This window comes from Pseudomonas sp. HP_01 (assembly GCF_055284355.1).
Window position 1 is genome coordinate 65409 of the sequence record NZ_JBTOPV010000015.1, and the last position, 18686, is coordinate 84094.

At 60.3% G+C, this 18686-nt stretch carries 16 protein-coding genes and 1 pseudogene; 9 read left to right on the plus strand and 8 right to left on the minus strand.

Annotated elements, in window-relative coordinates; genetic code table 11:
* Window positions 1-45: 45 nt before the first annotated feature.
* Both ACYAR8_RS11250 and ACYAR8_RS11255 read right to left on the minus strand, forming a co-directional pair.
* Window positions 46-480 (minus strand): MarR family winged helix-turn-helix transcriptional regulator, encoded by a 435-nt coding sequence (locus tag ACYAR8_RS11250; protein ID WP_108119803.1) that lies wholly within the window; start codon window positions 478-480, stop codon window positions 46-48.
* A 279-nt stretch (window positions 481-759) separates the two neighbouring features.
* The gene (locus tag ACYAR8_RS11255; protein ID WP_074892544.1) at window positions 760-1809 is read right to left on the minus strand and encodes a 2,5-dihydroxypyridine 5,6-dioxygenase; all 1050 of its coding nucleotides are present in this window, start codon (window positions 1807-1809) and stop codon (window positions 760-762) included.
* Between the two features lie 372 nt (window positions 1810-2181).
* Between ACYAR8_RS11255 and ACYAR8_RS11260 the strand changes: the two genes are divergently transcribed.
* From ACYAR8_RS11260 to ACYAR8_RS11280, 5 genes are all read left to right on the plus strand, one after another.
* Complete coding sequence (locus tag ACYAR8_RS11260; RefSeq protein WP_074892545.1) at window positions 2182-3330, plus strand: FAD-dependent monooxygenase; 1149 nt, start codon at window positions 2182-2184, stop codon at window positions 3328-3330.
* Window positions 3327-4145, plus strand: coding sequence for an alpha/beta fold hydrolase (locus ACYAR8_RS11265; protein WP_463579907.1), 819 nt, complete (start codon window positions 3327-3329; stop codon window positions 4143-4145). The genes ACYAR8_RS11260 and ACYAR8_RS11265 overlap by 4 nt, the downstream gene beginning before the upstream one ends.
* A gap of 250 nt (window positions 4146-4395) precedes the next feature.
* A complete protein-coding gene (locus tag ACYAR8_RS11270; protein ID WP_074892547.1) occupies window positions 4396-5043 on the plus strand; it encodes an N-carbamoylsarcosine amidohydrolase in 648 nt (215 codons plus the stop codon).
* 171 nt (window positions 5044-5214) lie between these two features.
* Complete coding sequence (locus ACYAR8_RS11275) at window positions 5215-6528, plus strand: MFS transporter (protein ID WP_074892548.1); 1314 nt, start codon at window positions 5215-5217, stop codon at window positions 6526-6528.
* A gap of 190 nt (window positions 6529-6718) precedes the next feature.
* Entirely contained in the window at window positions 6719-7795 is a 1077-nt protein-coding gene (locus ACYAR8_RS11280) for a nucleoside hydrolase (RefSeq protein ID WP_463579908.1), read from the plus strand.
* Window positions 7796-7855: 60 nt separating this feature from the next.
* Here the strand turns inward: ACYAR8_RS11280 and ACYAR8_RS11285 are convergent, their stop codons facing one another.
* Window positions 7856-8839 carry an aldo/keto reductase gene (locus ACYAR8_RS11285; protein WP_463579909.1) on the minus strand — a complete coding sequence of 328 codons (984 nt, stop codon included), beginning with the start codon at window positions 8837-8839 and terminating at the stop codon, window positions 7856-7858.
* A gap of 158 nt (window positions 8840-8997) precedes the next feature.
* Here ACYAR8_RS11285 and ACYAR8_RS11290 point away from each other — a divergent pair, with 158 nt between their 5' ends.
* The gene (locus tag ACYAR8_RS11290; RefSeq protein WP_463579910.1) at window positions 8998-9333 is read left to right on the plus strand and encodes a hypothetical protein; all 336 of its coding nucleotides are present in this window, start codon (window positions 8998-9000) and stop codon (window positions 9331-9333) included.
* Between the two features lie 239 nt (window positions 9334-9572).
* On the opposite strand, the gene ligD is transcribed toward ACYAR8_RS11290, so the two are convergent.
* Window positions 9573-12248: a DNA ligase D gene (gene ligD, locus ACYAR8_RS11295; protein WP_463579911.1), complete on the minus strand. Its 2676-nt coding sequence runs from the start codon at window positions 12246-12248 to the stop codon at window positions 9573-9575.
* A 60-nt stretch (window positions 12249-12308) separates the two neighbouring features.
* The gene (gene ku / locus ACYAR8_RS11300; RefSeq protein ID WP_108119519.1) at window positions 12309-13226 is read right to left on the minus strand and encodes a non-homologous end joining protein Ku; all 918 of its coding nucleotides are present in this window, start codon (window positions 13224-13226) and stop codon (window positions 12309-12311) included.
* Between the two features lie 278 nt (window positions 13227-13504).
* Here ku and ACYAR8_RS11305 point away from each other — a divergent pair, with 278 nt between their 5' ends.
* Window positions 13505-14689 (plus strand): MFS transporter, encoded by a 1185-nt coding sequence (locus tag ACYAR8_RS11305; protein ID WP_463579912.1) that lies wholly within the window; start codon window positions 13505-13507, stop codon window positions 14687-14689.
* A gap of 101 nt (window positions 14690-14790) precedes the next feature.
* On the opposite strand, the gene ACYAR8_RS11310 is transcribed toward ACYAR8_RS11305, so the two are convergent.
* The 3 genes from ACYAR8_RS11310 to ACYAR8_RS11320 all read right to left on the minus strand — a co-directional run bounded on the left by ACYAR8_RS11310 (window position 14791) and on the right by ACYAR8_RS11320 (window position 16909).
* Window positions 14791-14961 (minus strand): hypothetical protein, encoded by a 171-nt coding sequence (locus tag ACYAR8_RS11310; protein ID WP_172611525.1) that lies wholly within the window; start codon window positions 14959-14961, stop codon window positions 14791-14793.
* A 76-nt stretch (window positions 14962-15037) separates the two neighbouring features.
* Window positions 15038-15208: a hypothetical protein gene (locus ACYAR8_RS11315; protein ID WP_463579914.1), complete on the minus strand. Its 171-nt coding sequence runs from the start codon at window positions 15206-15208 to the stop codon at window positions 15038-15040.
* A gap of 978 nt (window positions 15209-16186) precedes the next feature.
* Window positions 16187-16909: an alpha/beta hydrolase gene (locus ACYAR8_RS11320; RefSeq protein WP_463579915.1), complete on the minus strand. Its 723-nt coding sequence runs from the start codon at window positions 16907-16909 to the stop codon at window positions 16187-16189.
* A gap of 227 nt (window positions 16910-17136) precedes the next feature.
* Between ACYAR8_RS11320 and ACYAR8_RS11325 the strand changes: the two genes are divergently transcribed.
* Window positions 17137-17580 carry a hemerythrin domain-containing protein gene (locus tag ACYAR8_RS11325; RefSeq protein WP_108119517.1) on the plus strand — a complete coding sequence of 148 codons (444 nt, stop codon included), beginning with the start codon at window positions 17137-17139 and terminating at the stop codon, window positions 17578-17580.
* A 413-nt stretch (window positions 17581-17993) separates the two neighbouring features.
* Window positions 17994-18686, plus strand: a pseudogene (locus tag ACYAR8_RS11330) (RHS repeat-associated core domain-containing protein); the annotation flags it as partial.

Here is an 18686-nt window from a genome sequence, read left to right on the forward strand (position 1 = left end):
GAAAAGGCTGTAGGACGTTGGAGTTTGGGGTTGGGTCAGGCGGCGTTAGTCATCGCCCTCATCGATCAGTTTGCGCAACAGAAACAGTACAGCCACGCGCTCGGCGGGGTTGAGTTTGCTGAGGGTCAGCTCGCTGATCTGCGCGGCCCGGGGCACGGTCTCCTGCACCAGTTGCAGGCCGCTGTCGGTCAGGCTGCAGATGACTTTGCGGCGATCCTGCGGGTCCGGCTCAAGGCTGATCAGATCCCGGGCTTTCAGGCGATCGACGATGCCGCGAATGGTGGCCTGATCCACGGCGGTGGCCTTGACCAGTTCGGTCTGGGAGCTGGGGCCATGATCGCGCAGCGCGCACAGGGTCACGAACTGCACCGCCGTGAGCTGCGAATCGCCGACGTTCTGCTGGAAGATCGCCAGATGACGCTGGTAGGCCTTGCGCAGCAGATGGCCGACCTGCTCGGAGAAGGTGTAGGACGCACTGATGTTGGAAGAGCGGTTATTGGAAGAGTTGTCAGTGGACACGGATGGCTCGTTCGGCAGGATCTGGGAAGTGGTGGCTACAGTAACGTTTGCGGGAGTGGAGGGGAATCTTCGGAACGCGCGTGTTTAGCGCCAGCTATTGATGGACAGTACAACCCCGAACTGTAGGAGTGAGCTTGCTCGCGATTCCATTGGGTCGTTCACCCTACACTGACTGACTGAATGAACGCGATCGCGAGCAAGCTCACTCCTACAGGTCTCACCGTCGCCTGAAGATCTGCGTCAGGCCTTTGAAGCCTCGGGCGCCACCACTTCGCCCGCCAGCACCACGGCCTGATCATCCAGATAAATGTCGCAACGACGCAGCGGGATATCCAGATGGCACGGGGTTTTGCGGGTGCCGCCGACTTCGGTGTTCGGCCCGGTTGAGAACAGGAAGTTGCCGTAGAACGCCCGGGCGTCCATGCACATGCCGTCGTTCTTGTCGTGCAGGCCCATGGCCGTCCACTGCGCGCGGGGTTGCAGGCCCCAGCCGATGTGGGAAATGCCGTAGACCTCCGGGTCGTTGAAGTACTTCAAGTAATCGCGCAGGTACTCCGCCTCGAAACCACCGTGAATCCCGGTGATAAAACCCTTGTCGATCTCCAGCGTGATCTGCTCCCGGGAATAGGTTTTGAACGGCAGCACGATGTCGCCGACATCAATGACCAGCGTGCCCTCGGCAGTCTCTTCATTGGGCCAGGAGAACAGGAAACCGCTGGGCCAGTGGTCCCAACGACCCGGCTCGTCAGCAAAACCGTATTCGGTCACTGAAGGATATTGCCCCAGTTGCGCACGGAAATCGCTGCCGGCGCGGGACTTCACCTGAATCGACCGGGCTGCCTTCAGCACCTGTTCGGCGGCCAGTACACGCTCCTTGTCGGCCACCGTCGGCAGCATCCGCGCCAGCACTTCCGGGGGCTCCACCGCCAGCAGGATCCGCGTGCCGGTCTTGAGAATCTGCTCCTGCTCCGGCGAGTGCAGCAGCATCATCGTGTCGACGATGAGGTCCGCCGCCTCAAGGGCACGTTGCGCCGCAATGTTGCCGGTCAGCGCGGTGTCGCCGCAGTAGGCGGTCATGTCATTGCCCATGGCTTTTGGGTGATTGAACGAGGGCAGCTCCACCGCATAGACCTTGGCGCCCAGGCGCTGAGCCGCTTCCATCGCGGCGCGCACCGTGCGCGCATCGGAGTAGTGACTCTTGAGCACTGCCACGCTCTGGGTCGCGTCCACTTTCGACAGTTTCAGCACGTGCTCGAACATCTGGGTCAATTCGCAATCGCTAACCGGCATCTCTCTCTCCTCTCGGGGGATGACCGGCCGGATGCACCATTGCAAGGCGCCGCGCATCAGACCGGTGCATTTTTAAAGCGTATACACTTATTAAAAGGGATAAGACATCAATCCGGACGCCGCTGCAATAGGCACGCCACAGTGTTACGCGACCACACATATCCCTGCATATAAAGGTTACAGAGGGTGACATGCCTGATTGCGACGTCGGCTGACGTTTCTGGAAATATCGGTTCACTTTTAAAAATATCAGCGTATACACTTTAAAAACCCAGCGACGCGACAGATCACTGTCGCCTCGCCGTTATCCAGAACGCCTGTCATCCAGAGCTCCTGTTAACCAGAGCTCATGAACACGAAGGAATGCGCGCCATGCCAACCACGCAAAAAATCGCCATCGTCGGATCCGGGCTGGGAGGCGCTGCGGCTGCGACGCTGTTGCAGAAAGCCGGTTTCCACGTCGACATCTACGAGCAGTCCACCGCGTTTTCACGCATCGGTGCCGGGATCCATATGGGCCCGAACATCATGAAAATCTTCCGCCGCATGGGCATCGAGCAACAGCTGAGCGACATGGGTTCGCACCCGGATTTCTGGTTCAGCCGCGACGGTGCGACCGGCGACTACCTGTCGCGTATCGCCTTGGGCGAGTTCTCCCTCAAGGAGTACGGAGCGGCCTACATCACCGTGCACCGCGGCGATTTGCACGCGCTGCAAATGTCGACACTGGCGCCCGGCAGCGTGCACTTCAGCAAATGCCTGACCACCCTTGAAGAGCGCGACAACGGCGTGCGCCTGAACTTTGCCGACGGCACCCACGCCGATGCCGACATCGTGATCGGCGCCGACGGCATCAATTCGAAGATCCGCGAAGAGTTGCTGGGCCATGAGAAACCGCTGTACAGCGGCTGGGTCGCCCACCGCGCACTGATCCCCAGCGACGTGCTGACCAAGTACAACCTGAATTTCGAGAACTGCGTGAAATGGTGGAGCGAGGACCGTCACATGATGGTTTATCACACCACCGGCAAGCGCGATGAGTACTACTACGTCACCGGCGTGCCCCATGCGGCATGGGATTTCGAGGGCAGTTGGGTCGACAGCAGCCGGGACGAAATGTACGAAGCCTTCGCCGGTTATCACCCCACCGTGCAGGCCCTGATCGAGTCCACCGACAGCGTGACCAAGTGGCCGCTGCTCAACCGTAACCCGCTGCCCTTGTGGAGTCGCGGCCGCCTCGTTTTGCTGGGCGACGCCTGCCACCCGATGAAGCCGCACATGGCCCAGGGCGCCGGCATGGCCATTGAAGACGCCGCGATGCTCACCCGCTGCCTTCAGGAAACCGGACTGACCGACTATCGCACCGCGTTCCAGCTCTACGAAGCCAATCGCAAGGAGCGCGCCTCCCGCGTGCAAGCGGTTTCCAACGCCAACACCTGGCTGCGCACCCAGGAAGATCCGGCCTGGGTTTACGGTTATGACCTCTACGGCCAGGAACTGAAATCGGGGGTGGCGGCGTGAGCACATTCATTCATGGCGGCAACGTCCAGGCCAACGGCATTCGTCAGCATTACCTGCGCTACGGCGGCGACACACACTCCGGCAAACCGGCGCTGATTCTGATCCCGGGCATCACCAGCCCGGCGATCACCTGGGGTTTCGTTGCCGAACGCCTGGGCCAGTCTTTCGACACCTACGTACTGGATGCCCGCGGTCGCGGGCTCTCCTCCACCGGGCCGGATCTGGATTACAGCGTCGACACCTGCGCCGATGACATTGGTGCGTTCGCCGCCGCCATGGGCATCGACAGCTATCACTTGGCTGGTCACTCGATGGGCGCGCGTTTCGCCGTACGGGCTTCGGTGCGTTGTCCCCAGGGGCTGAGAAGCCTGGTGCTGATTGATCCGCCGGTGTCCGGTCCGGGGCGTCGTGAATACCCGGCGAAGTTGCCCTGGTACGTCGATTCGATCCGCCAGTCGCAACAAGGCATGAGCGCCGAGGACATGCGCGCATTCTGCCCGACCTGGACCGAGGAGCAACTGCAGCTGCGCGCCGAATGGCTGCACACCTGCTACGAACCCGCCATCGTCCGCGCCTTCAATGACTTCCATGACGTGGATTTCCATCAGGACCTGCCGAACCTGCCTGTCCCTGCCCTGCTCATCGTCGCTGGCCGTGGGGGTGTGATTCAGGCGGACGACGAAGCCGAGATCCGAGAGCTGCAACCGAACATTCTGATCGCGCGAGTGGAAAACGCCGGGCACATGATCCCGTGGGACAACCTGCCGGGATTCTTTGCAGCGTTCGGTGATTTTCTGGGTACGCCGCTGACCTGAGGCAGAGGATTACCGAACAGGCCTGAACCGGATTTATGTAAGGCGCTGGACCTGTAGGAGCGCGCTTGCCCGCGAAGGGATGCTACAGACACATCACCGCCAACTGACCCGGCGCGTTTCGCGGGCAAGCGCGCTCCTACAGGTGTCCTGCGTTGCCAAGCATCTCTGTGCTCAGGCCCGGAGGCTGTTCAAGATATTAATCCGGCGCGACGCCAAATCGACTGCAACCCTATTGATCGAGGTGAACCCGATGACCGACTCACAAAGCGCGGACGCCAACTATCAGGGCGTCTGGGGCAATCGCATCGGTTTTGGTGCGAAACCGGCCCTGTTGATGATCGACTTCATGCAGGGCTACACCCAGCCCGGTGCACCTTTATATGCGCCGGGTGTGGTCAGTGCCGTGGCCGAAAGCGTTGAGCTGCTGGCCTGCGCCCGGGAACACGGCATCGCGGTCGTGCACACCAACATCCGCTATCACCCCACGCATTTCGCGGACGGCGGCATGTGGGTGAAAAAAGCGCCGGTGATGAAGGACATGGTCGAAGGCAACCCGCTGGCCGCGTTCTGCGAGGCCGTGCAGCCCTTGCCTGAAGAGGTCGTCATCAGCAAGCAGTACGCGAGTTCGTTCTTCGGCACGTCACTGGCATCAATGCTGCACGCCCAAGGGATCGACACCGTCGTGCTGGCCGGTTGCTCCACCAGCGGCTGCATCCGGGCGACTGCGGTGGATGCCGTGCAGCATGGTTTCCGGACCATCGTCGTGCGCGAATGCGTGGGCGACCGCCATCCCGATCCCCATGAAGCGAACCTGTTCGACATCGACAGCAAATACGGGGATGTGGTTGGTAAGCAGGAGGCTATGACGCACATGCGAGCGGCAACCGGTAAGCGATGAGCTGCAAGCTACAAGCTACAAGCTACAAGCTACAAGCCGCAAGCGAAGAGCACGCGGTCCGTCTTGCGGCTTGAAGCTTGCCGCTCTCCCTGCCCATTTTAGAAAGCACCAAACACAGGCAAAATCAGCCGCCGCCGCGCCCACCGGTCGAAGAACCGCCAGGAGACACCCATGCCCTCTGCGAATGTAGAAACCTCCGCAAACTTAGCCGCGGACCCGATCAAAGCGCTGTACACCAAGATCACCTGGAAGCTAATCCCCTTCCTGTGCTTCTGCTACCTGGCCGCTTACCTGGACCGCATCAACATCGGCTTCGCCAAGCTGCAGATGCTCGACCAGTTGCACTTCAGCGAGACCGCGTTCGGGCTCGGCGCCGGGCTGTTTTTCGTCGGCTATATCCTGTTCGAAGTGCCGAGCAACCTGGTGCTGGAAAAGGTCGGCGCGAAGATCTGGATCGCGCGGATCATGATCACCTGGGGTTTGCTGTCATCCTGCACGCTGTTCGTCAGCACGCCGACGCAGTTCTACGTGCTGCGGTTTCTCCTCGGCGCCGCCGAAGCGGGCTTTCTGCCGGGGGTGCTGTTTTACCTGACCACCTGGTTCCCGACCTACCGCCGTGGCCGCATCATCGCGCTGTTCATGATCGGCCTGCCGCTCTCCAGCGTCATCGGCGGTCCGCTGTCGGGCTGGATCATGGGTCATTTCGACCAGACCGCCGGGTTGCGCGGCTGGCAGTGGTTGTTCCTGATCGAAGGCATTCCCAGCGTACTGCTGGGGGTGATGACGTTCTGGGCGCTGCCGAACAATCCGAAAGAAGCCAAATGGCTGAACAGCACCGAACAAACGCTGCTGGAAGGCGAACTGCGCCTGGACGATGCCGAGGGCAAAGACAGCAAACACAGCTTTCGTGACGGGTTCTTCAATCTGAAAGTGTGGATGCTCGGCGGCATCGACTTCTCGATTCTGCTCAGCGCCTACGCCATGGGCTTCTGGATGCCGACGTTCATCAAAAACGCCGGGGTCACCGACACTTTCCACATCGGCGTGTTAACCGCGTTGCCCAGCGTGGCGGCGTTGATCGGCATGCTGATGATCGGCGCCAGCTCAGACCGCCGTCGTGAACGTCGCTGGCACATCATCGTGCCCTTCTGGATCGGCGCCGTGGCCATGGCCGCCAGCCCGTTCTTCACCCATAACGTGGTCGCGACCGTCGCACTGTTTGCCGTCGCTTCGGCGGCGATCATTGGCGCCGTGCCGGTGTTCTTCAGCCTGCCGGCGACGTTCCTCAAAGGCCGGGCGGCGGCGACGGGGTTTGCCCTGGCGTGCTCGCTGGCGAACATCGCCGGGCTGGTGAGCAACTCGATGATGGGCATCGCCATCGACGTCACCGGCAGCAGCGCCGGGGCGTTGTGGTTCTTTGCCGGATGTTTGATCTTGAGCAGTTTGCTGGTGGTGGCGTTGCCGGCGAAGCTGGTGAACAGATAATCAAATCTAAAGCCTGTAGGAGCGTGGCTTGTCCCGCGATCGGCGACGCAGTCGTCGTGTACCCGGTAGATGCGGTGTATCAGGTGCAACGGGCGTCTGACTTTACGACTGCTGCGCAGCCGATCGCGGGACAAGCCACGCTCCTACACTGCTCATCGCATTCATCCAATAACAACGGTGGAAACCGCTCATGCAGGCGTTTTTGAAAAGCTGTGCCCTGGCCCTGACGCTCGGACTTTCCGCGACCTCCTTGCAGGCGGCGGAAAAGGTCATCTTCGACACCGATTTCAACGTACTCAACGACGACGGCCAGGCCTTCATCATGCTGGCGCAACTGCACGCGCAAAAGCGCATCGACCTGCTGGGCATGACCCTCGTCAGTGGCAACGCGTGGGTCGATCAGGAGCAGGTCGATGCGCTGAAGGCGGTCGAGCGCATGGGCGTGGAAAAGGACATCGGCGTGTACTCCGGCGCGGCATACCCGCTGCTGCACGACTTCGCCACCTATGAACAGGAAAAAGCCCTGTTCGGCGCAGGCTGGCCGGGGGCGTTCAAGACCCCGCGTCCGACCTCGGCCTCGCAGCTGGTATCCCCGCCGGACGGGCTTGCTACGCACACCACACTGCGCAGCGAATCCGCCGCCCAGTTCATCGTCGACAGCGTGAAGAAAAATCCTCACGAGGTGACCATTCTTGCCGTTGGGCCATTGACCAACATCGCTCTGGCGATTCGCAGCGCGCCGGAAATCGTGCCGCTGATCAAACGCATCGTGTACATGGGCGGCGCCATCGAGATTCCAGGCAACACGACGCCAGCGGCCGAATTCAACTGGTGGTTCGACCCCGAGGCCGCAAAAATCGTGCTGCGCTCGCCTATCGAGCACGTGATTTTCCCCAACGATGTCTGCGAAAAGGTCATCTTCGACGCCTCGGTTTACCAGCGCATCGTCGCCAGCAAAGGCGTGATTCCCGACCTGTACAAAACGGTGCTGGGGCCTGAGTTCGACAAGGATCCGAACCATCACAGCTTCACTTGGGACAGCCTGCCCGCGCTGTACCTGGTGCATCCGCAACTGGTCACCGAGTCAAAAGACCTGTGGGTCGATGTCGACGCCCACTTCGGACCGGATTACGGCCGCTCCATGGGCTACAAGAAAGGCGCGCCGGTCGGCACACAGAAGGCGAAAGTGGTGTACGCCGTGGACCAGAAAAAGTTCTGGGATGCATACGTGAATCTGGTCACTTTGCCTGCGCCGGTCAAACGCTGATCGCTTCAGCTCCTCGCGCTTCGCCTTTGCCGACGCAGAAGATGTCCAGGTGCAGCGGTGTCAGCCGATCAGGGCAGTCAGCTGCTGGCGCTGGGCATCGGTGAGCAAAGGCCCTCTGGCTGCCTCGGCGTTTTCCTTCATGTATTTCGGATTGCCCGTACCGGGAATCGCGCACGTCACCGCCGGGTTTGAGATCAGAAACTTCAGCGCCAGTTGCGTCCAACTCCTGGCCTGCACTTCTCCCGCCCAGCCCGGCAGCGGCGTGTTGCGCAATCGCCCCAGCAGGCCGCCGCCACCGAATGGCCGATTGCAGATCACTGCCACCCCCCGTTCACGGCACAGCGGCAGCAGCCGCGCTTCGACCGAGCGATCGTCCAGCGCGTAATTGATCTGCAGAAAATCGAACGCCTCGGCCTTCAGCGCAGCTTCCACCTCGGCGTAGGCCGACGGGGTGTAGTGCGTCAGACCGATGTAGCGAATGCGCCCGTCCTCTTTCCACTCACGCAGCGTCGGCAGGTGGGTCTTCCAGTCCAGCAGGTTGTGGATCTGCATGAGGTCAATGCGCTGGGTCCGCAACAGCCGAAACGAAGCTTCCATCTGGGCGATGCCTTCGTCGCGTCCCCGGGTCCAGACCTTGGTCGCCAGGAACGCTGGCGAGGACGGCTGATGGATCGCCAGCAACTCGCCGGTGGTTTCCTCGGCGCGGCCATACATCGGCGAACTGTCGATCAGGGTCCCGCCCGCATGGAACAACTGATCCACCACCGCAGGCAGCAGTTTGTAAGCGTCGCTGCCGGGCTCGACATCAAACCCGCGATAGGTGCCAAGTCCGATTATCGGCAAGGCTTCGCCGCTGGATGGAATGTCTCGCGTGAGCATGTTCCGTTCTCCTGCTTGACCGGGCGATGGGCCGGGTTGTGGCGGTTCGGATGCTGTGGCGACGGCGCCGGAGTTGGCGGCCGCTGATTCAAAAACCAATGCCGCTGACGCACCTGCTGCCAGGGTGAGCAGTCGTCTGCGGGTGAGCAGGTGTCGGTCGGTCACAGGTATGTCTCCGGGTAGGTCGGACGTGAGCGCACAGTGATTGATCGACCCCTTGCGCGCGCCGTCGGTTCAAGTCGGTACGACCACCTGCGCAGATCGGGGGAACGCTGGTCAGCCTGATGCGTCACAACTGCATCTTGAACACTGGAGGACACCAAATGAAAACCGTCATCACCCTGAACGAACTCCCCAACGCCGACCTGCGCACCTTCACCGAAGTCTGGTTGACTACGCCGACCGCCGTTCGCGAACCCCACCACACCGATGACGAACTGTGCCTGTGGCGCGCCAACCAAGTCTTCTCCCACGACATGCTCAGCGAAGGCACCCATGGCCAGAACGTCATGCCGGTCTGGCTCGTCGTCGACAACATTGATAACCCCGACCAAGTCCTGGAAGTCGAAACCCAGGTACGAGAAAGACTGCTGACCGCCGGGCTGGACGGAGAATTTTATCCGGCTGAGGTAGGCGAGCGGACTGACCGGGTCAAGTAATCGGATGGCGCATTGTTGCGACTGACGCACACCGTCCATGTTTGAACTCGGTCCGTAGGAGCCGGCTTGCTGGCGAACGCATTGGGTCAGGCACTTCAAGGGTGACCGATCTCACGGGTTCGCCAGCAAGCCGGCTCCTACAAATCCCTGTTTGATCCTACATGCCAGGCGCGCCTGAAATCGTCGCCCCCAGGACCTTCCGCGCCTTACCCTGATGGCCTAAGCGCGTCCGGTCGCTCTTAAGCCGGCGGCGCTGCGCCCAGGCGTTTCCACATCGGTTTGGTCAGGCGCTGGTTGTGCTTGTAACCGGCCCACGGATCAGCCTTCAGCTTGCGCAACCGCTGCTGCAGGTTGGCGATGTTCCACTGCGCCGACGACTTCACCTGGGTCAGCTCATCACGGCTGATGGGTACCGACACCGGCAACCCCGGCCGCGCCCTGGCTGAATAGGCCACAACCGTACTGGCGCCCCGGCTGTTACGCAGGTAATCGATAAAGATCTTGCCCACCCGGTTCTTCGGCCCGGACGTCGCGGTGAATCGGTCCGGCAACTCCCTCGACATGAATTGCGCCAGCGCCTTGGCAAAGGCTTTGACCGTTTCCCAATCGGCCCGGCGCGCCAGCGGCACAACGATGTGCATGCCCTTGCCGCCACTGGTCTTGACGTACGCATCAAGGCCCAGCTCGTCGAGGGTCGACAAGGTGAGCTGCGTGGCTTCGATCATGCTGCGCCACGGCAGCTGATCGTCCGGGTCGAGATCAAGGACGAAGTGGTCCGGCAGCTCGATCTGGTCGTAGGTCGCGCCCCAGGTGTGCAGTTCAATGGTGCCCATCTGCGCCGCACCGACCAGCGACTTGACGCTGTCGATCTCCATCAAACGCGCATGACCGGGGTCGAGCTTGGGGTCCAGCTGCTTGATGTTGGGGATCGCCATGCGCTCGGAATGCTTCTGGAAAAACTGCTCGCCTTCCACGCCCTCGGGGCAACGCAACAACGCCACAGGCCGGTGGTCGAGGTGGGGCAGAATCCAGTCGGCCACCGATTCGTAATACTGCGCCAGCTCGATCTTGTGCAAACCACTCTCTGCGTCGATCACCCGTTCGGGATGACTGACCATCACCCCGGCCACCTCGATGCGGTCCTTGCCGGCGCGCCTGCTGGCCGGCCTGGATTTCTCGGCTGAAGAATCGGCACTGGACGCGGATTTGGTGCTCGACGCTTTGGCCTTGGCGGCACGGGGCTTGAACGGCGCTTTGATGTCCTTCGGCGGTATCGGGTGCTCGTGGACCACTTCGCTGGCCGGCTTGTCGCTGCGCAACGAGACAAACGCTGAGTGACGAATGATCCCGTCGCGGGTCCATTCGCCGAACTCGACTTCCGCCACCAGTGTCGGTTTTATCCAGTGCACGCCCCGGGCCTGGGCGCTGGTCACCTTTTTCTCCAGCGGCGACGCGTCCTGTTCCAGCGGTTTCATCTGCTCCAGCAACTCGCCAAGCATCTGCTTATTGAAACCAGTGCCGACCCTGCCGGCATACACCAGGCCCGCGCCCTCCTCGTTCACCGCCAGCAACAGCGCGCCGAAGCCATTGCGTGCGCCCTGGGGTTTGGTGAAGCCGACGACGACGAACTCCTGCCGCAGCTTGCACTTGAGCTTGATCCAGTCGGCATTGCGTTTGGACTGGTACACGCTGCCGGCACGCTTGCCGATGACGCCTTCGAGGGACATCAGACTGGCGCTTTCGATGATGTCGCGATGGCCTGCCGAGAAGGCTTCGGAGAACCGCAGCAGGCCCTTTTTCTGTCGTCCCACCACTTTCTTCAACGCCGCGCGGCGGTCTTCGACGGGCGTTTCGCGCAGGTCTTCCCCATTCAGGAAAGGAACGTCAAACAGGTAATAGAGGATGTCCATGCTGCGGTCGATGTCGAACGCATTCTGCAACGCCTGAAAATCCGGCAACCCGGCGTCGTTGAGGACGACGACCTCGCCGTCCAGCCAGGTGTTGTCCAGCTTCAAATCGCCGACAGCCTTGGCCTGCAACGGCAGGCGCTCGGTCCAGTCATTGCCGTTGCGGGTGAAGAACTTCACCTGGCCATCAATGATGCGGGTCAGGATCCGGTAACCGTCGTATTTGATTTCGTAGAGCCATTCACCTTCGGGCGGAGCGTCCATCAGCGTCGCCAACTGCGGCGAGAGTTTGGCCGGCACGCCGCTCTTTTTGGGCGACGGTGCTCTGGCTTTCTTTTCCACTGGCTTTTTTGCGGGCTTCGTACTGGCCGAGGTTTTACTGGCGGGTTCAGACGCCGCCGATTGACGTTTGGCGTTCTTGGCCGGGTTACGTCCCTCGCCCACCGTTGCGCCACTGACCACGCTCTCCGGTTTGTCGACGACGATGTCGTAGTCTTCGCCCGAGCGCACGGCGTCGTCCTTTTCCTTGATCAACAGCCACTGTTCCTTGTCGCTGTTGCCCGGCAAACGGGTCCGCACCAACGCCCAGTCGCCGCTGAGTTTTTCGCCGATCAGGGTGAATTTAAGTTTGCCGGCCTTGTAGGTCTCCTGCGGGTCGCCGTGGGGCTGCCAGATGCCGCGATCCCAGACAATCACCTCGCCGGCGCCATATTCACCCTCGGGAATGCTGCCCTCAAAACTGCCGTAATCCAGCGGATGATCTTCGACGTGCACCGCCAGGCGCTTGTTTTTCGGGTCCAGACTTGGCCCCTTCGGCACCGCCCAGCTTTTCAGCGTGCCATCCAGCTCAAGGCGAAAGTCGTAGTGCAGATTGCGCGCATCGTGCTTGTGAATGACGAAACTCAGCGCCTTGCCTTTCTTGCTTCGCGTCTTGCCCTCGCTTTCCGCAGGCTCGGACGTGACATCGAAGTTGCGCTTGCGGGTGTATTCACTCACAGGTTTTGTCATAACGATGAACCTCTGCGCAGTGGAACGGTGCATCTTTCAACGCTACAACAGGACACGCGTTCAAGAGGCCTTGGTGGTCTTCTTCCGGGGCGGTGCACGGCGTTTCGCCGGTGCATCACCCTTTGATTCGGCCTTGGCTTTGCTGGCGGGTTTGGCTTTTGCAGGCGCTTTGGCCGCGCCGCTGCGCCCGCCCAGGCTGCGCTTGAGCAGTTCGGTCAGGTCGATGACATCAGCCGACTTGCGCTCGGTGTCGCCGGCGTCGGTCTCGACGTTCTCGATCTTGCCTTCGCGGGCCTTGGTTTCCACCAGCGACATGATCTGGTCCTGGAAGGTGTCGCGGTATTCCTCGGCATCGGGCGTCCACTCGGTGCTCATGTCCTTGATCAGGCGCTTGGCCATGTCCAGCTCGCTCTTGCTGAGCTTGACATCGGTGGCCTCCTTGGGCAGCTCAAGGCTGTCGAGCCCGCGCACTTCCGAGGGCCAGCGCAGCAGCACGAGGACGATCGCCGATTCCAGCGGCATCACTGCCGCCAGGTGCTGGCTAGTGCGAATCACTACATGGGCCAGCGCCACCTTGCCGGTATCGACCAGCGACTGTCTCAACAGCGCATAGACTTTTTCGCCGCGTTTGTCGGGGGCCAGGAAGTACGGCGTGTCGATGTGCTGAAGCGGAATCTGATCGCTGTCGACGAAACCGAAGATGTCGATGGTCTGGGTCGATTTCGGGTGCGCCGAGCGAATCTCCTCCTCGCTGATGACGACGTAGCGGCCCTTTTCGTACTGCACGCCTTTGACGATGTTTTCTTTATTGATCTCCTTGCCGGAGACCTTGTTGATGCGCTTGTAACCGACCGGGTCCATGCTGCGCTTGTCCAGCCAGTCGAAATCGACACCTTGCCGGGACGTCGCCGACACCAGCGCCACAGGAATATGCACCAGCCCAAAACTGATCGCGCCTTTCCAGATTGCCCGAGGCATAGTTTTAATTTCCGATGGGGTGTGAGGGGGTATGTGTAAGCAGTGACCGAAGCGCACTCGGAAAAGTTTCGGCCGAGCGACCGGAGCGTCACTATTATCGGGGGCTGCCCGGCTTTTGTGCGGCCACGGTCTCGGGCTGCACGCCGCACGGATCAACACTGCGCTATTCCCCGGCGCCTCTTCTTAACGCAATGAAAAAGCGTTAACCTCGCGCCACTCTTTTCTGCACGCCTTACCAGAGCCGTGTCGGCCAGGCCTGCGAACTCACCGGTGTCCCCATGACCTCCATTTCTCCCGCAACCCACGGCGCCACGATGACCAAGGGCCTGGCGATGCTGTTCGCCTTCTGCTGCGGCGCGATCGTTGCCAACCTGTATTACGCACAGCCCATCATTGGCTTGATTGCCCCGGACATCGGGCTGTCCGGCACTTTGGCCAGCTTCATCGTGTCGCTGACCCAGATCGGCTATGCCCTTGGCCTGTTCTTCCTGGTGCCGCTCGGCGACTTGCTGGAAAACCGCCGCCTGATGATCGTCACCACCGGCGTCGCCATTCTCAGCCTGCTCAGCGCCGCCTTCGCACAAACGCCCAATCTGTTCCTGCTCGCCTCGCTATTGGTGGGTTTCAGCTCGGTGGCGGTGCAGATTCTAGTGCCACTCGCCGCCAACCTCGCGCCGGAAGAAACACGCGGGCGCGTGGTCGGCAGCATCATGGGCGGCCTGCTGCTGGGCATTCTGCTGGCCAGGCCCGCTGCCAGTCTCATCGCCGACCACTTCGGCTGGCGCGCGGTGTTCGGCACGGCCGCCGCGGTGATGCTGCTGATCAGCGTGGTGCTGGCGACCACCATTCCTAAACATCAGCCTGCCCACAGCGCCACCTATGGCCAGTTGCTCAAATCATTATGGACCTTGCTGCGCAAACAGCCGGTTCTGCGCCAGCGCGCGTTTTATCAGGCGTGCATGTTCGCCACCTTCAGCCTGTTCTGGACCGCCGTGCCGCTTGAGCTCGCGCGAAATCACGGCCTGTCGCAAAGCCAGATCGCCCTCTTCGCCCTGGTCGGGGCCATCGGCGCGATTGCCGCGCCCATCGCCGGCCGCCTGGCCGATGCCGGCCACACCCGCGTCGCCAGCCTGTGCGCCATGCTGTTCGCCGCATTGAGCTTTCTGCCCAGCCTGATCGAACCGGGCTACGCCGTGATCGGCATGGCCGTCACCGGGGTCATCCTCGATTTCTGCGTGCAGATGAACATGGTCCTCGGCCAGCGCGCGGTCTACGCCCTGGATGCCAAAAGCCGCAGCCGGCTCAACGCGCTTTACATGACCAGCATCTTTATCGGTGGCGCGATCGGCTCGGTGGTGGCGAGCGCGCTGTATGACCATGGTGGCTGGGTCTGGATCGTGATCGTGGGGAGTGTATTTCCGGTGTTGGCGTTGTTAGGGTTTTTGAAGAACTCACGGCCATGAAGAACGGAGCACGACACGCGCAGGATGCTCAGGCCATAGGCGTGGGGCGCTGATTGCAGGCCAAGAAAAAACCGCCAATTCGGCGGTTTTCTTATGTAGGTTCAGCCCCTGAACCCAGCCATGGGGCCGGCGGGTTCAAGGTCTCTTCCAATTTCGATCGCTACGCGCAGAAAATGCAGCTGAGCTTGGGCATACTCCGCAGCACGCTTGTGCGCTTCGGCACTGAATTCCGTCATTTCCCGAATCTTGGCCTTGCGTTTCTTAATGTTCATGCGCACCTCCCTGCGTTGGTCCTGACGGATACCTAGAACGAAAAAACCGCCAGTTCGGCGGTTTTCTATTGAAGCGTCAGCCCCTGTAACCAGCCATCGGGCCGGCGGGTTCAAGCTCTCTTTCATTCTCGAGCGCTCCGCGCAGAAAGTGCATCTGCGAGGGGATTATTTCAACAGCGCGCTTGCGCGCTTCGGCACGGAACTCAGCGATCGACTGCAGTTTTTCTCTGCGTTTCCTTGTGTTCATGAGCACCTCCCTGCCCTGGTTGTGAAAATCATATTATGAACGACCTGCCGAAATGACAAGGCATCCATCCGCATCGAACTGGAAACCTAACCTTTGGTAGTAACTCACCGCACCTGGCTCGGGACTCTCAATCTGGATGATTTCACATCCCAGCATCCTTGCGTAAACACCTACCGCTAGAAACATCAACCGGGCCACCAGTCCTTTTAGGGGATGGTTCGTGTTCGGCTGCCCCTCGAGCAGGATAACCTTGATCCGCAAACGACTCCTTCGCGGTGTTGCATAACACAAACCGCAAAGCTCCTCGGCATACCATAGGGCGAGATCAAGCCCTTTGGCATCTTTGCGTTTCCAGCGCGGTACGGCCCCCCATGGGTAAGAGCTGCCATACCACCCATGACTGATCTCTATCGCGACTGAATCTATAGGCGCAAAGCGTATTAACCCCCCATTAACGCCAAGCGCGTTTAGCTTGAGCGAGTTGCCAACGGCGTTATTGACCTGATGGCGCGCCTCCGATCTTGCGATCTGATCGCGCAGTTTGGTGTCCTTTCCATTCCTTCTCATCGCCAAATTCGCCCAAACCCGAGGTAGCGGATGATGGCGAAAGCATCAGATAAACCTGCGGTACATATTTATCGCGACCGAAATTTTAGCCTTCCGAACGATCAACTCTTTCCGGTTTGCCGCCTGTACCCTCTGATCAAGGCGTTTGCGCCGCAGATCCAAAATTTGCGGGGTTGGTGACGAATCAAGGCCTATTCGTCGATCAGACAATCGCCTCAAACCCCCTTCTCGAATCCTCAATCAACGCATCCATACCCTTCAGCCTGGTGTGCAGCCTAAGCGGCGAATTCAGACGCTTGTCCGGGGCGTTATATGCCTGCTGACTTTAGCGACGATGCCGTTGGCGCGCCGGGTGTATGAACTGATTCGTGGCAGTCAGGGCCTGTAGCGGCCCTGACCTCTTCCACGTAGTTATTTTTGCAGTTGCGCTTCCAGCCAGTGCTTCAAATCCGCCACCTCAGCCGTTGTAATCGTATGCCCTGCCCCGGCGTAGGAATGAAACTCGGGAACGATCAGCAGATTCTCCAGCACCGCCTTGGCGTCGGTTGCGCCCGAGTACGCCACGCGGGTGTCGGCCGAGCCGTGGCCGATGAACACTTTCAGCGATTTCAGGCGCTCATCGGGTTTCAGGCGTGAATGGAGGGACGCGAGAATCTTGCCGCTGAGCGGTGCGATGCCATGCACCAGTTCCGGGTATTGCAGGCCGATCTGGTAGCTCATCATCGCGCCCTGGCTGAAGCCGACCAGGATCACTTTATCGGGCTGGGTCTGATATTTCTCGGTGGCCTGTTCGATAAAGGTTCGCAGCAGGTCGGTGCTTTTGTCGACGTCGCTGGTCACGCCTTCGTATTCGGCCTGATCGGTGTCCTGGGTGAACCACTTGTAGCCACCGCCGTCGACTTCCTGCGGCGCACGCACGGAGAGATAGGTGTAACTCGGGGAGAGATCGTTTTTGATATCGAGCAGGTCGCGCTCGTCGCTGCCGTAGCCGTGCAGGAAAATGATGAGGGGTCTGTCTTTGGATTCAGCGGGCGCCGCCGCCACGTACGGCAGCGCTAGATCGGTGAGCAGCGCAGGTTCTGCGTGGGCCATGCCAGTGAACATGCAAAGCAGCGCGGCGAAAAACTTCATCATCGTAGTGAGCCTTTTTGCGAAAAACGTCGGACTCATCATACGCAGCATGTCGCGAATGTCAGCCCGTCAGTGATCGAATGGAGCTGTCGGGGGGCTGTACGGTGGAGGGTTTTCATGTTGGCGGGGGTTGGGGAATACGCACAGGCTCGAAGTACAACGGAACGGCCGAATACCCTCTGCGGTCTAGGGATAAGCACATCAGTCCGTCGCCGAACCAAGGAGCACCCGTGAATATTTTTGAAGCCCTGAGAGAAAGTCATGACCGGCAACGCGGCTATGCCGATGCCTTGATCCAAACCCATGGCGACAGCAAGGAACGTGTCGACGTCTATAAGCAGCTGAAAGCTGAACTCCAGGCCCATGCAATCGCCGAAGAGCGCTTCTTCTATATACCGCTGATGCAGTCCGATAACGGTATCGACCTCAGCCGCCATGCCATTTCCGAGCATCACGAAATGGACGAAATGATGGAAGAGCTCGACGAAACCGAGATGTCCAGCCCGTCCTGGATGGCCACGGCCAAGAAGCTGTCGGAGAAGGTTCATCACCACCTGAAGGAAGAAGAGCAGAAGTTCTTCCAGTCGGCGGGCAAACTGCTGGACGACAAGCAGAAAGAGTCGCTGGCCGGTGAGTATCAGAAGGAGTATGAAGAGCAACTGGCTGAAGCTTGAGCCGCTCTGAATGCTGAAAGCCCCGACTGTTCGGGGCTTTTTTTGGCTGTGTTTTTGATGCCGTATTTTGCTGGCGATGCGCTCTTGGTGGTGAAGAGTGGTTGGTTATGGGTGGGTCGGAGTGCGCAAGAAGTTGCGCACTCCGAAGCTCAAATTTGGCTGCTAGATGCTCTGCAGGCCACGTCGTGCATGGCCTGCAGACGAGTGCGCAAGAAGTTGCGCAGGGGTGCGCAACTTCTTGCGCACTTTTACTTTGTTCTTAGGGTTGGCGTTCGCTAAAACCCGTCATTTTCCTTCTTAAGCTATTGATTTTGCTTGGCTAATTCATAACTGGCACAAGCCTTGATATCTCCGTGCCCCCCGGATTGGCATTCACGCCATTTCGGTTGGTTTTTTGAGCACGGAGAGCATCCTTGGCAACCCCCTTAAATCTTCACGTTGGTGGCGATAAGCGCGAACCCCAAGTCGCGATTGTTCCGCTTGATCAAATTCAGGTCGAAGACGTTGGTCTTGGTGCGGCGAACGTCGATGCCTGGCTGCAGGACATCAGCGGCGGGGTTGTCACGCTTGAGCGGATCAAGACCGTGGCCGGCGGGCTGCCGGTGGTGGGCAACATCATGGCGCTGGTCGATGCGCTGAACGACATCGTCCGGCTGGCGACCAGTGACGAGCGTGACCCGTTGGACTGGGTCAGTTTAGGCATCAACCTGATCGGCATGGTGCCCATTCCGCCGGGCATGGCGGCGGCGCGGATGAGCCTCCGGCCGATGCTGTTTCTGGTGCGTCAGGAGATGCGGCAGGCCGGCAAGGTGGTGCTGGGCGATGCACTGATCGAGATTCTGATCGGGCATCTGAATGCCACCATTGTCGGGACGCTTGATGATTTTGTGACTCAGGCGCACGGGAAGCTTCCCGGGATTCTTGAGGATGCGGGGAAGCTTGGGGAAGGCGTGCTGTTTGAGATCGCTGCTGGCTTGGAGAGCTTGGTAGACCCAAAACTGAACGCCAAGGCCGATTTGCTTGAGGCGGGGCAGTTGGCTCATGCCGCAGGCGATCTTTGGGCCTACGACCCTCAGGCCGCGATTGGCAATATCTTCGTCGCGGCT